Source organism: Myxococcus sp. MISCRS1, from assembly GCF_026626605.1.
Taxonomy (GTDB): Bacteria; Myxococcota; Myxococcia; order Myxococcales; family Myxococcaceae; genus Myxococcus; species Myxococcus fulvus.
On record NZ_JAPNKB010000001.1, the window covers coordinates 7,794,695 to 7,808,994 of the forward strand.

Annotated in this window: 13 protein-coding genes; 11 read left to right on the forward strand and 2 right to left on the reverse strand. The window is 71.2% G+C overall.

Going from position 1 to position 14,300, the window contains the following annotated elements; all coding sequences use genetic code 11:
• Positions 1–116: 116 nt before the first annotated feature.
• Both OWM54_RS31105 and murI read left to right on the forward strand, forming a co-directional pair.
• Complete coding sequence (locus OWM54_RS31105) at positions 117–1,397, forward strand: hypothetical protein (protein WP_223748150.1); 1,281 nt, start codon at positions 117–119, stop codon at positions 1,395–1,397.
• Between the two features lie 114 nt (positions 1,398–1,511).
• The gene (gene murI, locus OWM54_RS31110) at positions 1,512–2,330 is read left to right on the forward strand and encodes a glutamate racemase (RefSeq protein WP_223748151.1); all 819 of its coding nucleotides are present in this window, start codon (positions 1,512–1,514) and stop codon (positions 2,328–2,330) included.
• A gap of 31 nt (positions 2,331–2,361) precedes the next feature.
• Here the strand turns inward: murI and carF are convergent, their stop codons facing one another.
• Positions 2,362–3,228, reverse strand: a complete 867-nt coding sequence (gene carF / locus OWM54_RS31115; RefSeq protein WP_141323756.1) for a plasmanylethanolamine desaturase — start codon at positions 3,226–3,228, stop codon at positions 2,362–2,364.
• Positions 3,229–3,474: 246 nt separating this feature from the next.
• On the opposite strand from carF, the gene OWM54_RS31120 reads away from it, so the two are divergent.
• Entirely contained in the window at positions 3,475–4,032 is a 558-nt protein-coding gene (locus tag OWM54_RS31120; protein WP_046715624.1) for a hypothetical protein, read from the forward strand.
• Positions 4,033–4,113: 81 nt separating this feature from the next.
• Here the strand turns inward: OWM54_RS31120 and OWM54_RS31125 are convergent, their stop codons facing one another.
• Positions 4,114–5,586: an SLC13 family permease gene (locus OWM54_RS31125; protein ID WP_267699828.1), complete on the reverse strand. Its 1,473-nt coding sequence runs from the start codon at positions 5,584–5,586 to the stop codon at positions 4,114–4,116.
• A 122-nt stretch (positions 5,587–5,708) separates the two neighbouring features.
• Between OWM54_RS31125 and ftsE the strand changes: the two genes are divergently transcribed.
• The 8 genes from ftsE (at position 5,709) to OWM54_RS31165 (ending at position 14,259) form a co-directional block, all read left to right on the forward strand.
• Complete coding sequence (ftsE, locus tag OWM54_RS31130; RefSeq protein WP_223748153.1) at positions 5,709–6,401, forward strand: cell division ATP-binding protein FtsE; 693 nt, start codon at positions 5,709–5,711, stop codon at positions 6,399–6,401.
• Positions 6,398–7,300: a cell division protein FtsX gene (locus OWM54_RS31135; protein WP_223748154.1), complete on the forward strand. Its 903-nt coding sequence runs from the start codon at positions 6,398–6,400 to the stop codon at positions 7,298–7,300. Before ftsE ends, OWM54_RS31135 begins: the two co-directional genes overlap by 4 nt.
• Positions 7,297–8,421 carry a murein hydrolase activator EnvC family protein gene (locus OWM54_RS31140; protein WP_267699829.1) on the forward strand — a complete coding sequence of 375 codons (1,125 nt, stop codon included), beginning with the start codon at positions 7,297–7,299 and terminating at the stop codon, positions 8,419–8,421. The genes OWM54_RS31135 and OWM54_RS31140 overlap by 4 nt, the downstream gene beginning before the upstream one ends.
• A 75-nt stretch (positions 8,422–8,496) precedes the next feature.
• Positions 8,497–9,357 (forward strand): alpha/beta fold hydrolase, encoded by an 861-nt coding sequence (locus tag OWM54_RS31145; protein ID WP_267699830.1) that lies wholly within the window; start codon positions 8,497–8,499, stop codon positions 9,355–9,357.
• Positions 9,358–9,415: 58 nt separating this feature from the next.
• Positions 9,416–10,792 (forward strand): S41 family peptidase, encoded by a 1,377-nt coding sequence (locus tag OWM54_RS31150; protein ID WP_267699832.1) that lies wholly within the window; start codon positions 9,416–9,418, stop codon positions 10,790–10,792.
• A gap of 70 nt (positions 10,793–10,862) precedes the next feature.
• A complete protein-coding gene (locus tag OWM54_RS31155; RefSeq protein ID WP_267699833.1) occupies positions 10,863–12,749 on the forward strand; it encodes a PEGA domain-containing protein in 1,887 nt (628 codons plus the stop codon).
• A 2-nt stretch (positions 12,750–12,751) separates the two neighbouring features.
• A complete protein-coding gene (locus OWM54_RS31160) occupies positions 12,752–13,060 on the forward strand; it encodes a hypothetical protein (protein ID WP_223748159.1) in 309 nt (102 codons plus the stop codon).
• Between the two features lie 218 nt (positions 13,061–13,278).
• Positions 13,279–14,259: a D-alanine--D-alanine ligase gene (locus OWM54_RS31165; protein WP_267699834.1), complete on the forward strand. Its 981-nt coding sequence runs from the start codon at positions 13,279–13,281 to the stop codon at positions 14,257–14,259.
• The last annotated feature ends 41 nt before the right edge of the window (positions 14,260–14,300 follow it).

A 14,300-nucleotide genomic window follows, 5' to 3' on the forward strand; every position in this document is an offset into this window, starting at 1 on the left:
GCAAGCCCGGCTGCTTGAAGTGGATTGGCCGTGCCGGTGAATAATTCCCGGGAGGGGTCGTCCGAGGTGACTGAAACGGGCCGAACACCTCATCACCCCAAGACAGGTTGCCCCCCATGAACTCCCGACTGCTGGTTGCATTCCTCTGCCTGGCGGCGGTCTCCTCCGGCTGTATCATCCACGACGAGCCCGCCTACGAAGGTGACGTGACGTTCCGTTGGACCCTCGCGGGCCTGCGCTGCGACGAGGACCCGGATGTCCGGGGCGTGAACATCTACATCCCGGGCGAGCGCCTGGAGAACGATGGCCGCTACCCGTGCCGCGCCAATGGCTTCGACGGCATCGTCCTGCACCGCTTCCAGCCGGGCACCTACAGCTTCCAGTTGGAGGCGGTCAGCTACGTCAACGAGGTGCTGTACGAGGGCAGCGGCACCTTCCGCATCAACGGCGACCAGACGGTGGAGATCGACTTGCTGCCGCCGGGCGTCCCGCCGTCCTACGCGTACCTCGAGTGGCAGTTCCCGGGGAACGCGAGCTGCAACTCGGCCGGCGTGCGCTACGTGGACGTGCGCATCGACAACAGCGAGTGGGGCCGCTTCGACTGTGAGGCCGGCAGCAACGGCAACGCCATCAAGTCGCTGTACGTGGACCCGGGGGAGCACAACGTCATCATGGTCGCGCTCGACTCCCGGCTGCGCGCTGTCTACGAGCACAACGGCCGGCTGACCACGCACTATGGCGCGCCGACCTCGTACATCGGCTCCATGCGCTCCACCGCCACCGGCGTGACGCTGGGCTGGGAGTTCCAGGACGGGCCGAGCCGCTTCAACTGCAGCCAGGCGGGGGTGACGCACGTGGAGATCCGCATCGACGGCGGGCCGTGGGAGCGCTTCTCCTGCTCGGCGGGCAGCGCGGGGGCCACCATCACCAACACCAACCTGGGCGCGGGCAACCACGACCTGCAGCTGGTGGCGGTCGATGCCCAGAACAACCCCTGGTACTACTACACCGGTTCGTTCTCGGTGCCGTCGGGTGGCTCGGCGAACGTGCTGGCCTCGCTGTGGGTGATTGGCGGCGCGTCCATCAAGTGGGAGCTGCGCGCCGGTGGCTCCGCGCTGAGCTGCTCGCAGGCGGGCATCAACGACGTGGCCATCAACTTCCGCGACGTCTTCACCGGAGAGCTGGTGTACGGCATCGTCGGTGACGTGCACGGCTGCAACGACGCGCCGGTGGTCTTCGAGTTCCTGCGTCCGGGCCGCTACCAGGTGGAGATGTTCGCCCGGGCCAACAACGGCGTCGAGTACCGCTCGGTCGCCAACAGCGTCACCGTGGACGTGGTGGGCCACTCCTTCCCGGGCCCGAACAATGCCCTGCTGGTGTCGCTGTTCCCCAACTAGTCGAACCCACCCGTTCGCGGGGTGAACAGAAGGGCCGGGGCCAGGTGCCTCGGCCCTTCGTGCTTGCGGGGGTGGGCCCTGTCGCTGGCATCAAACGTGATAGGGACACGGGACATGCGGCAAGGCAGCCACAATCCCATCGGCGTATTCGACTCCGGCATCGGCGGGCTCACGGTCCTCAAGGCCCTGATGGCCCGCCTCCCCCACGAGAGCACGGTGTACCTGGGCGACACCGCGCGCGTGCCCTACGGCACCAAGTCCGGCGAGGTGGTGACGCGCTACTCGCTGAAGAACGCGGAGTTCCTGCTGGAGCGCGGCATCAAGCTGCTGGTGGTGGCCTGCAACACGGCCTCCGCCGCCGCGCTGCCCGCGCTGGAGGCCTCGCTGCCGGTGCCGGTGGTGGGCGTCATCCAGCCGGGCGCCTCCACGGCCCTGGCGCGCACGCGGGGCGGTGGGGTGGGCGTCATCGGCACGCCGGGCACCATCCGCTCCGGCGCCTACCAGCGGGCCCTGGAGGCCGGTGGGCCGCGGGTGCGGGTGAAGGCCCGCGCCTGTCCGCTCTTCGTGCCGCTGGCGGAGGAGGGGTGGACCACTGGGGACGTGCCGCTGCTGACGGCGCGCGAGTACCTGGGGGACTTCGCCCGGGACGGCGTGGACACGCTGGTGCTGGGCTGCACGCACTATCCGCTGCTCAAGGGCGTCATCGCGGAGGTGGTGGGCCCGGACGTCGCGCTGGTGGACTCGGCGGAGGCCACCGCACAGGCCGTCGCGGCGCTGCTGGAGCAGAAGGGGCTGCTGGCGCCCGCGACGGGGGAGAAGCCGCCTTCTCACGACTACTTCGTCACCGACGTGCCCGAGCGCTTCATGGAGGTGGGGGCGCGCTTCTTGGGCCGCCCCATCACCCACGCCGAGCAGGTGGACCTGAAGTTCTGACGGCGTGGGCCCGGCTCCGGGCCCAGCGTGCTCAGGCGGAGGGTCGGGTGGTGACGGTGGCGGGCGCGGCCTCCTCCGTCGTGGTGGCCTTGGTGAGCAGCTCCTTGGCGGCCTGGACGACGGGGGGCTCGGCGGCGCCCTCGGCCTCCACGAGCGCGCGGGCGGCCTCGTCGCCGATGTCGTCCTCGCGCGGCACCAGCCCGGTGACGCGGGTGATGAGCCGCTCCATCAGCGGGAAGAAGGACACCAGGTTGAGCGGCCAGTTCAGCCAGCCCACGGTGATGCAGTAGTACTTGTTGAAGGGCGCCGTGTGGTGGATCTGGTGGTGGGCCGGCGGCAGGATGAGGTGGATGCGCTGCAGGAAGCCGATGAGGGCCGGCGGCGCGTCCATGTGCGACCACTTGTGGAACTGGTTGGTCGCCATCACCCAGAAGATCATCGCGCCCAGGAAGCTGGACACGAACACCCAGCCGGAGCTGGACAGCGGCATGCTCACCGCGGCCACGGCCACCGGCAGCGAGATGAGGCAGTTGTTGCCGTTGGTCTCCACGAAGTCGTGGCGGGTGATGGCCTTCTCGTCGACGTGGTGCTCGCGGAAGGGGCGGATGAGCGCCTTGCCGAGGATGGGCATCTCCGTGGAGCCCCACGTGTCCCCCATCCAGTGCACGAAGCCGGAGACGAAGTCCGCGGCCAGGTAGCCCAGCAGCACCGCGCCGAGCAGGAGCCACGGTCCACCGTGCGGGTTGTTGTAGAGCCGGTAGACCAGGAGGAGCTCCAGCGCCACGAAGCTGACGATGGCGCCAATCTCCATGGCGCGGATGGCGGGGGAGTAGCCCTCGGCCAGGACCTGGGCGTCCTGCAGGCGGACCTTGTTCTTGATCTCGTTCGTCTTCTTCATCCGTGGCGTCCCTGGGCCGGGGGTGTCGTGGAGCACCACACCCATAGCCTGTACGTACCCCAGCCGCTTTTGGCTTTTCAACGGACCGGAGTCTCGGGCGCACTCGAAGGCCGGGTCGCAAGGCAGGCGGGCTCCCGCCGCAGCTTTTGCGTCATGCCCGGCGGGCAGGCGCGCGGGACGGACATGCGGGGGCGAGGCTTACCTTGCGACGTGGGGAAGCGGCTGGTACGGTCCGCCCACTCGGCAATGACGAAAACCTTCGAGAAGGCCGTCACCGGCTTCAACCACAACATCAAGCACAAGGGGAAGGTCTACCACGTCCAGACCGAGGACTCGGGCGTCAACAATCCCCACATCATCACCCACCTGTTCGTGGGCGGGAACATCCTCGCGTCGAAGAAGACGTCCTACTCGGACATCCTCAACGCGGAGAGCCTGGCGGAGGTCGTCCGCGAGTTGATGGAGGAGCAGCACAAGGAGATGCTGCGAAACCTCATCAACGGCGTGTACGACAACTACGAGTCCGCCGTCCGGTCGTACCAGCCCGGTCAGCTCGCCTCCGAGGCCGACCAGGCCCAGGCGAAGCTGCAGACCGGCCAGCCGATGGCCCCCAAGCCGGTGGTGGTGCCCGTCGCGCCTGTCGCGCCCGTGTTGCCTCCGGAGGTCGCCGCCGCTCGGGCCCTCAAGGAGAAGCCGAAGATCAACGAGGTCGGCGTGGAGACCCTCTTCGGCGAGGACCTCATCTCCGAGAAGAGCCTCGACGAGGTCATCCTCAGCTACCTGGCGGGAGAGGGCGAGCAGTAGCCCCCCGCCGTTCGTCGCCCCGGTGGCCTCGTGGCCCCGGGCGCGTCGACTGTCCTCCAGTCGACACCTCCTCCCGCTTCGCTAGGGCAGCACCCACCGGACCCAGGTGGCGCCGTAGACCGTGAGCAGCAGCGCGGCGAGGACGTCCAGCAGGATGCCCGTGCGCATCATCACCGGCAGGCGCACCACGCCGCTGCCGAAGACGATGGCGTTGGGCGGCGTGCCCGCGGGCAGGGCGAAGTCGCACGAGGCCGCGAAGGTGCTCACCGCCAACAAGGGCCGCGAGGCGGGCAGCACGTTCAGCATGACGTTCGTCGTGGCCGTGTTGGAGGCGATGGCCGACAGCAGGATGGTGGCGCTGGCCACGGTGCCGTACTGGACCAGCCCCGGCAGTGACTCCAGTTCCGACAGGCGCGAGGTCATCCAGGAGGCGAGCCCGCTGGCCTCGATGCCCGCCGCCAGCGCGAAGCCTCCGCCGAGCAGCAGCAGCGTGTCCCAGGGCACCCGCCGCAGCGCGGCCACCGACAGCCGTCCCAGCACCAGCAGCGTCACGGCGCCCACGATGGCCACCGCGGCCTCGTAGTGCTTGCCGCCCAGCTTGAAGCCGTCGAAGGCGCGGGCCACCCCTGGCGCGAGCAGCGCGCGCAGCGGGTCGCCGAAAACCCACAGCACCGCGGCCACGAGGAAGACGACGCCCACGGTGCGCTCCCCGCGGGACATGGGGCCCAGCTGCTCGAGCTCCCGGGCGATGACGTCTCCGCCCTGGCCCGGGCCCATCCGGTCCTGCCGGGCCCATCTCCACAACACCGCCCACGCCACGGGCAGGAAGAGGAGGACGAAGGGGAGGGCGGCGACCATGTACTCGATGAAGCCCACGTCCGTGCCCAGCCGCCGCGACACCACGCCGGCGAAGACGGAGTTGGTGGGGCTGCCAATCTTGGTGCCGATGCCGCCGAGGTTGGAGCCGTAGGCCACCGCGAGCATCAGCGCCGCGCCGAAGTGCTCCAGCGGGCGGCCCTCCGACGCGCGCAGCTGGGCGAGCAGCGCCATGCCGATGGGCACCATCATCACCGCGGTGGCGGTGTTGGAAATCCAGAGCGACACGGCGGCGGTGGCCGCGAGCATGCCGAACAAGAGCCGCTGGGGGCCGGTGCCCACCGCGCGCATGATGAGCAGGGCGATTCTGCGGTGCAGGCCCCACTGCTCCATGCCGGCGCCCAGCGCCATGCCGCCCATGAAGAGGAAGATGTACGGGTCCAGGAAGGGCAGCACGGAGCGGCCCGCGGCCACCGCGACGCTGTCCGTGTCGAACACGCCGAGCACCGGGAAGAGCACGACCGGGAGCACGGCCGTCCAGGCCATGGGGACGGCCTCGGTGAACCACCAGAGGGCCATCCACGCGGCCACGGCGGCGGCGGCGGCGGGGCGGTGGTCCAGGCCGGGCAGGGTGTGCAGACCGGAGGGAACCCCGTAGATGAGGCCAGCGGCCAGGGGGCCCGCGACACGTCCCACCCACTGTCCCGTCGTCGCGCCGCGCGCGGCCTGCTCACCCATATGGCGTGGGACCGTCGCACAGGTGGTGCCGGGGGTGGGAGGGGAAAGCCGGTCCTCCCGCCGGGCGTGCGTGGGTCGCCCGCGCCCGGCCGTGGTAGGTTGGCGTCCTCCCGCGCCGCGCCATGATTCAATTCTTCCACGTCTACAAGGCGTATCCCGGCGATCCGCCGGTGCTCTCGGACATCAACCTCAGCGTGGAGAAGGGCGAGTTCCTCTTCCTCACGGGCCCCTCGGGCGCGGGCAAGACGACGCTGCTCAAGCTCATCTTCTGCGCGGAGAAGGCCACCAAGGGGCAGATTCTGGTGGGCGGCCGCAACATCGCCCGCATCCGCGAGTCCGCCGTCCCCTACCTGCGCCGCAACATCGGCGTGGTGTTCCAGGACTTCAAGCTGCTGCCGCACCGCACCGTGGAGGACAACGTGTCCTTCACGCTGGACGTGCTGGGCGTGCCGCGCGCGCAGGCGCGCGACAAGGTGCGGCGGATGCTCAAGCTGGTGGGGCTGGAGCACAAGGCGGACTCGTTCCCCCTGCGCCTGTCGGGTGGAGAGCAGCAGCGCGTGGTCATCGCGCGCGCGCTCGTGAACGATCCGACCATCCTCCTGGCGGACGAGCCCACCGGCAACCTGGACCCGGCGCTCACCGTCGAAATCATGGACCTGCTCACGCAGGTGAACATCCGGGGCACCACGGTGGTGGTGGCCACGCACGACGCCACGCTGCTCGCGCGCTACCAGAAGCGCACCGTGCGCCTGGAGCGCGGGCAGATTGTCTCCGACGAGGACGGCGTCAAGGCGGCGCGGCGGATGGTGGTATGAGCGCGCTGGCGAAGACGCGGTACTTCTGGCGCTCGGCGGCGGTGGGGCTCAAGCACTCGCCCTTCGTGCACTTCATCGCCGTGACGACCATCGCGATTGCCCTGTTCTCCGCGGGGCTGGCGCGCGGCGGCGCCCGGGTGCTCGACAACCTCCTGGCGTCCCTGGGCGGCGAGGTGGAGGTGACGGTGTACCTGGCGCCGGAGCTGGGCCAGGACGAGGCGCACGGCGTGCGCGCCCGCGTGGAGGCGCTCAGCCAGGGGCAGGTGACGCTGGTGCCGCCGGACGCGGCGCTGGCGAGGCTGCGCACCGAGCTGGGTGATTTGGGCGAGGCCTTGTCGGAGCTGCCGGAGAACCCGCTGCCCGCGGCGCTGGAGCTGCGTGTGCCGCCCGCGCAGCGCACGCCCGAGGCGCTCCAGGCCCTGGCGAAGGAGCTGCGACAGCTGCCCGGCGTGTCCGGCGTGGACTACGGTGAGCAGGCCGTGGAGCGGCTCACGGCGATTGCTCGCGCGCTGAGCTTCGGGGCGATGGTGGCCTTCGTGGTGGTGCTGGGCGCCACCGTCGTCATCGTCGCGGCCACGCTCCAGCTCGCCATCTATTCGCGGCGCGAGGAGATTGAAATCCAGAAGCTGGTCGGCGCCACGGACCGCTTCGTCAAGGCGCCCTTCCTGCTGGAGGGGCTGCTGCAGGGGCTGCTCGGCGCGGGCGTGGCGCTGTTGGGGCTGTGGGCCTTCGGCAAGCTGGTGGGGCCCACGCTGGGCTCGCTGTTCGCCTTCCTCCTGGGGCCGGGCGTGGCGGCGCCGTGGGTGGAGCCGCGCCTGGTGCTGGAGCTGGTGGGCGCGGGCTGTGGCCTGGGGCTGGGCGGCAGCTTCGTGGCGGTGGGCCGCTTCCTGCGCGTATGAGCCGCGTCCTCGTCCTCGCGCTCGGCCTGGCGCTCCTCGGCCTCCCCGCGCGCGCACAGAAGCTGGAGGAGGCGGAGCAGTCCGCGCTGCGCGAGAGGCTGGCCGCGCAGCGCGCGACGCTGGCGCTGGTGGAGGCCAAGAAGCTCACCGTGCTCGAGGGCCTGGAGCTGATGGAGGAGATGGTCGCCTTCTCGCGGCGCCGCGTGCGCGCGCTGGAGGCGGACCTGGCCGTGTTCCGCAAGCGCGTCATCCTGGCTGAGCGTGAAGAGGTGCTGCTGCGCGAGGCCCTGCGCGTGCAACTGCGCCGGCTGTCCCCGCGGCTGCGCACCCTCTACCGCGTCATGCGCCGCCGCCCGCTGGAGGTGCTGCTGTCCGCCGAGGACTTCTCCGCGCTGGTGTGGCGCGCCCGCGCGTTGGAGGCGAGCATGGCCGGAGACCTGGACCTGCTGCGCGGCGTGCAGCGCGTGGCTCACCTGCAGCGCCAGTCCACGCTGGAGCTCAAGCGGCTGCAGACCTCGCTCGCCGCGCGCGTGGCCTTCCTCCAGGAGCAGGAGCGGCTGGCGCGCGCGCAGCACGAGGCGCTCGAGGAGGTGGTGGGCTCGCTCGCGGGTGAGGCGGAGCTGGCGCGCCGCGCGGTGAAGGAGCTGGAGCAGGCGGACGCGGAGCTCTCCCAGGTGGTGCGCGAGCTGAAGGAGGCGCCCGCCACGCACGGCTTCGGCGCGCTCAAGGGCAAGCTGCCCTCGCCCACGCGAGGCATCGTCGAGGTGGGCTTCGGCAAGGTCGTCAACCCGCGCTTCAACACCGTCACCGTGCAGAAGGGGCTCGACATCCGTGCCGCCTCCGGCACGCCCGTCATCGCCGTGGCCGATGGCACCGTCGTCTATGCCGGCTCGCTGCGCGGCTACGGCAACCTGCTCATCCTCGACCACGGGGACGGCTACCACACCCTCATGGCCCACCTGTCGTCGGTCACCCCGGAGGTGGGCGCCCCCGTCGTCGCCGGTGAGCCGGTGGGCGAGGTGGGGGACACCGGCTCGCTCAAGGGCTCGTACCTCTACTTCGAGGTCCGCAAGGCCGGGCAGGCCGTCGACCCCGCACCCTGGCTGGCCCCGACGCCCTGACGCATTGCGGCACGCTTGAGGCGGGCTTGTTATCCTGGGTGAAGGGATTTCGGCACGAGAGGAGCGAGCAGGCGCATGGACCTCATGGGCGGAATGCAGAAGGCGGTGCGACGGGTGCTGGTGGCCCGGGGTGTCCAGTCCTCGACAGTCGACGTCGGTGGACAGTCGGTGCACTTCTACTCGCTGAAGGGGCAGGGGAAGGGGCCGCCGGTGGTGCTGGTGCACGGGCTGGGCGGCTCGGCGAACGGCTTCGGGCGCACGTTCTTCGGCCTGTCGAAGCGCTTCTCGCGCGTGGTGGCGCCGGACCTGCCGGGCCATGGCTTCTCCGTGCAGTACTGCGGCGGCCAGGTGTGCGTGCGCAACCAGTTCGAGGTGCTGCGCGCCTTCGTCGAGCAGGAGGTGAAGGCGCCCTCGTACGTGGTGGGCAACTCGCTGGGCGGCGCCATGTCGGTGAACCTGGCGGCCGAGTCTCCCCAGTGGGTGCGCGCGCTGGCGCTGGTGGCCCCGGCGGGCGCGGAGCTGCCGCTGGAGGAGAGCACCGCGCTGCTCAACGCGTTCAAGGTGGGCACGCCCGCCGAGGCCCGCGCCTTCACCCGGCGCCTGTTCCATCAGGCCCCGCTGCCGGCGCTGCTCCTGGCCACCGAGCTGCGGCGCTTCTACGACACGCCCACGGTGAAGGCCCTCACCGCCGAGGCGCTCGAGTCGCGGCTGAGCCTCTCGCCGGAGGCGGTGGGCAAGCTGTCCATGCCGGTGCTGTTCCTGTGGGGCGGCAGCGAGCGGCTGTTGCCCTCGCGCTCGCTGGACTGGTTCCGCTCCCACCTGCCGGCCCACGCGCAGGTGAAGGTGGTGCAGGGCTTCGGCCACGTGCCGCAGATGGAGCGTCCGGACGAGCTGGTGTCGCACCTGGTGCGCTTCGCGGATGCGTCGGGCCTCTGAGGGCCGGGTATAGACTGGGACGCCCTTCGAGCTGTCTTCCGCGAAAGGACGTACCGTCGTGACGCGTCTCTCCCAGCCATGGCGCGCGGCGCTCGCCGCGCTCCTCCTCGTGTCCGGGCCCTCGGCCGCACAGGAGAAGAAGGACGCGGGCGGGAGCAGACCTCCGGGGAAGGCGGAGCGGGCGGAGAAGGACGACGCCACCTATCGCCAGCTGGAGACCTTCGCGCGCGTGCTCTCCTACGTGGAGAACAACTACGTGGAGCCGCCCGACCGCGAGCGGCTGGTCTACGGCGCCATCCAGGGGATGCTCGACACGCTGGACCCGCACACCGTCTTCATGCCGCCCGACGTGTTCCGGGAGATGAAGATCGACACCTCGGGCGAGTGGGGCGGACTGGGCATCGAAATCGCGCGCAAGAACGACCGCATCATCGTCGTGGCGCCCATCGACGACACGCCGGCGGCGCGCGCGGGCCTCAAGGCGGGCGACGAGCTGGTGGGCATCGACGGTGAGAGCACGCGGGGCATGGACGTGGGCCGCGCCATGCAGAAGATGCGCGGGCCCGCCGGTGGCCGCGTCCTGCTCACCATCCAGCGCCAGGGTTTCACCGCGCCGCGCGAAATCGCCATCATCCGGGACCACATCCGCATCGTGTCGGTGGAGGGCGCGCTCTACGGAGGCATCGGCCACGTCAAGGTGAAGAACTTCCAGGAGCGCACGGACCAGTACCTGCGCAAGGAGCTGGACCGGCTGCGCGGCCTCAACGGCGGCAAGGAGCTGCGCGGGCTGGTGCTGGACCTGCGCAACAACCCCGGGGGCCTGTTGGACCAGGCGGTGGCGGTGAGCGACCGCTTCCTGCCGGGCAACCTGCCCATCGTCTCCACCCGGGGGCGCGACGGGCGCAACTCCACCGAGGAGCGCAGCAAGGACCGCGACACGGAGAAGAACTACCCCGTCGTCGTGCTGGTCAACGCGGGCAGCGCGTCCGCGTCGGAAATCGTCGCCGGCGCGCTCCAGGACCATGGCCGCGCCACGCTCATCGGCACGCCGACGTTCGGCAAGGGCAGCGTGCAGACGGTCATCGAGCTGGAGGACGGCTCCGGCCTGAAGCTGACGATTGCCCGCTACTACACACCCAAGGGCCGCAGCATCCAGGAGCGCGGCATCACCCCCGACTACGTCGTCCCGGACGAGGCGGGTGGAAAGCCCGGGCGCGAGGCGCCACGCGAGAAGGACCTGCAGCGTCACTTCCGCGCGGAGGGCTCGGAGGAGGCCTCGTCCCAGGCGTCCACGCTCAAGGGCCCTCCGGAGAACCTGGTGCCCTGGGACGTCGCCGCGCCGCTGAAGGACCCGCCGCTGAAGGTCGCGCTCGAGTACCTCAACGGGCTTGCGGCCCCTGGTGGACGGCCTCCGGCGCGCGCCGAGGGTCGCTGAAGACACTGCTTCCCCCTTGCTTTTCGCCGCGACCTCCGTTTGATGGCGGGCGGACAAAGGTGAACGAGTGATGCGACCTTCGAGCAATCGCGCGATGCACGCGGCCCTCAGCGGGTGGTTGGTGGGCATGCTGGCCGTGGGCCCCGCCGCCGCGCAGTCGAGCCTCCCCCTCAGGCTGACGCCCCGAGCAGTCCCCTCCGCCTCTCCGTCCTCGGTGACGGTGGTGGCCATCCCGCTCGATGCCACGGCGCGCACGGAGGCGGCGCGGCTGGCGTACTGGGCCGAGCAGTCCGTGGCGCGCTCGGGCCGGCTGGAGCTGGTGCGTCTGTCGGAGGCGCTGGACGCGCAGGGCAGGGCCGAGCGCGAGGCGAAGGCCGCCGAGGGCACCCAGGCCATGAAGGACGGCCAGGCGGCGTACGACGAGCTGGACACACAGAAGGCGCTCGAGCGCTTCGACGTGGCCGCCAAGGCGTTCGAGGCGGGAGACCTGTCGCGCGGCTTCGGCGACTTCGTCCGCGCCCGGGTGATGAAGGCGGCCTCGCAGGTGGCCAACGGCGAGAACGCCGCCGCGCAGCTGGAGATTCGCGCGGTGCTCGCGGTGGACCCGCGGGCGCAGTTCTCGTCCAACTTCTTCCCGCCCGACGAGATGGCCTTCGTGGACAAGGAGCGCAAGGCGGCGCTCGCTGGCTCCACCGTCGCGCTGACGGTGCGCACCGAGCCCGTGCCCGCGCAGGTGTACGTGGACGGACAGTTCCGGGGCGTGTCGCCCGTGTCGCTCCAGGGCCTGACGGCGGCGGACCACTTCGTGACGGTGATGGCGCCGGGCTACGAGCTCGAGCAGCGCCGCGCCCGCGAAGGGGAGACGTCGCTCACGCTGCGGCCCTCGGCTTCGCAGCGCGCGTTGCAGGCCATCACCGAGCGCGTCGTGCGCAAGCCCGACGGTGTCGAGCGGGACATGGCCCTGCGCGAACTGGGCGCGCTGGCCGGTGTGTCCCAGGTGCTGGCGCTGCTGGTCCAGGGCGGCACGGGCACCGCGCCCGTGCGGGTGACGGGCCTGCGGCTGGACGTCACGGACGGCCACAACCTGGGCTACGCCGTGGGATCGGTGCCCGTGGGCGAGGCCATGGCGACGGGCTCCGACACGTTCCTGTCCTCGCTGGTGGGCGCGGACACGGCGAGGCTCGCGGGCAACAAGCCGGTGACGCACTTCTCGAGCGGCGGCAGCAGCAACCGCAAGACGATGGGCTACGTGCTGATGGCCACGGGTGTCGCGCTGCTGGCGGGCGGCATCTACTTCGGCATGGAGGCCTCCTCGAAGGAGGATGACTTCCGCCGCGCGCCCCAGACGAGCCCCCGCGCCAAGGACTTCAAGGACACGGGCAAGACGTACGCCCTGGTGGCCGACATCGGCCTGGTGACGGGTCTGGTCTCCGCGGGTCTGGGCAGCTACTTCGCCTTCGCCGGTGGTGGAAGCAGCTCTTCGTCCTCCTCCTCCTCCTCCAAGGCCGCGGCCACGCCCTCCCGTTCGCGCGCCACGCCTCCGCCGTCCAAGGCCGCGCCCTCCAAGAGCGAGTCCCTGGACATGCCGCCTCCGCCCAAGGGCACCCGGCCCGTGAGCGAGCCGCTCCCCATGCCTCCGCCCCCGTCGAAGACGACGACGCCCGCGCCGGCCAAGACGACGCCCGCGCCCCAGGCCACCGAGCCGGCTCCGGCGCCGCCCCCCGCGCGCGACACGAAGCGCTCGCGCGACGAGGACGCCGCCCAGCGCGAGGAGGAGCTCAAGAAGCGCCGCGAGGAGGTCGAGCGCCAGCGCCGTGAGCTGGAGGAGCGCCGCAAGCAGGAGGAGGCCGATGCGGAGGCCAAGCGCAAGCGCGACGAAGAGGAGAAGCGCAAGCGCGAGGAAGAAGAGAAGAAGAAGCGGCCGTCCATCGACGAAGACGATCTCCGGAATTACTAGCCATGCGACGTCCCCTTCGTTTGCTCATCCCCATGGCGGCCCTCTCCCTGGGCCTGTCCGCGTGCAGCCTCCTGGTCGACTTCGACGAGGAGGGTCAGCCCTGCGATGACCGCAACCAGTGCCTGGAGAACTACGTCTGCAAGGACGGCAGTTGCACCGCGGACGACACCCCTCGGCCCTCCGATGGTGGCACCGACGCGGGCACCACGGATGCCGGCACCGACTCAGGCACCCCGGACGCGGGTGGTGACGCCGGCCCTGTCCCGGGCCCCGGCCCCGTGGACGCGGGAACCGGTGACGGCGGCTTGTAGTCGCGGGCGCGAGGGGCGGTAGTTCCTACAGCCCCTGGCGCCCCGTGGCCGGGCTGCCGCGCCGCGTCCCCGCGGACACGCCCGCCTGGCCGCCCCCTGGTCCTCGCAACCCCGCGTCTCCACTCGGGAAGCGTGGCCTGGCCGCCTGTGTCCCACCCCTCGGGGTGGGGTTGGCATCCGCCGTGCTCTGTCGTGAACCCACGGAGGGTTTCATCGACATGGGCAAGCGCGTCGGAGTGCTGATGGGCGGGTGGGGTGAGGAGCGGGAGATTTCGCTCAAGAGCGGGGAGGCCGTGGTGGCGGCGCTCGAGTCCCGCGGCCACCACGTCACCCGGATATTCGCGGGGCCGGGCCTGGACCGCGCGCTGCGGGCCGCCGAGCTGGACGTGGCCTTCATCGCGCTGCACGGGCGCATGGGCGAGGACGGCCGCGTGCAGGGCCTGCTGGAGCTGCTGGAGCTGCCGTACACGGGCTCGGGCGTCCTGGCGTCCGCGCTGGCGATGAACAAGCCCTTCGCCAAGAAGCTCTTCCGGCTGCACAACCTCCCCACGCCCCAGGGGTACCGCGTGGGCCGCGACGATGCGTCGCGCGCCCTGGAGCTGCATGGGGACCTGGGCTTCCCCTGCGTGGTGAAGCCCGCCTGTGGCGGCTCCTCGGTGGGCCTGGGCGTGGTGCGCGAGCCCCAGGAGCTCGCCCAGGCGGTGGCGCAGGCGTGCCGCTTCGGGGGCGAGGCGCTGGTGGAGCGCTTCGTGTCCGGGCGCGAGGTGACGGTGGGCATCCTCGGTGACGCGGTGCTGGGCAGCTGCGAGGTGGCCACGCCGCGCGAGGGCTTCGACTTCGAGGCCAAGTACAAGGGGGGCGCCCGCTACTTCCTGCCGCCCCGACTGTCCGCCACGCGGGTGGCCAACGTGGAGGCGCTGGCGCTCGCCGCGTACCGCGCCCTGGGCTGCCGGGGCTACGCGCGGGTGGACCTGCTGTGCTCGGACACCGACAACGACGTGGTGCTGGAGGTCAACACGCTGCCCGGCTTCACCCCCACCAGCCTCCTGTCCAAGATTGCCGGCCACGCGGGCCTGGACTTCCCGGAGCTCGTCGAGCGCATCCTGGCGCTCGCGACGCGCGACGAGGCGGGTATCCTGGACGCCCCCGAAGTCACCCCCGCTCCCGTCGTCGACGAGCCCCGCCGCGCCGTCAGCTGAAGCGACGCCCCGACAGCCCCAGGCCTCCTGCCCGGCTCCCC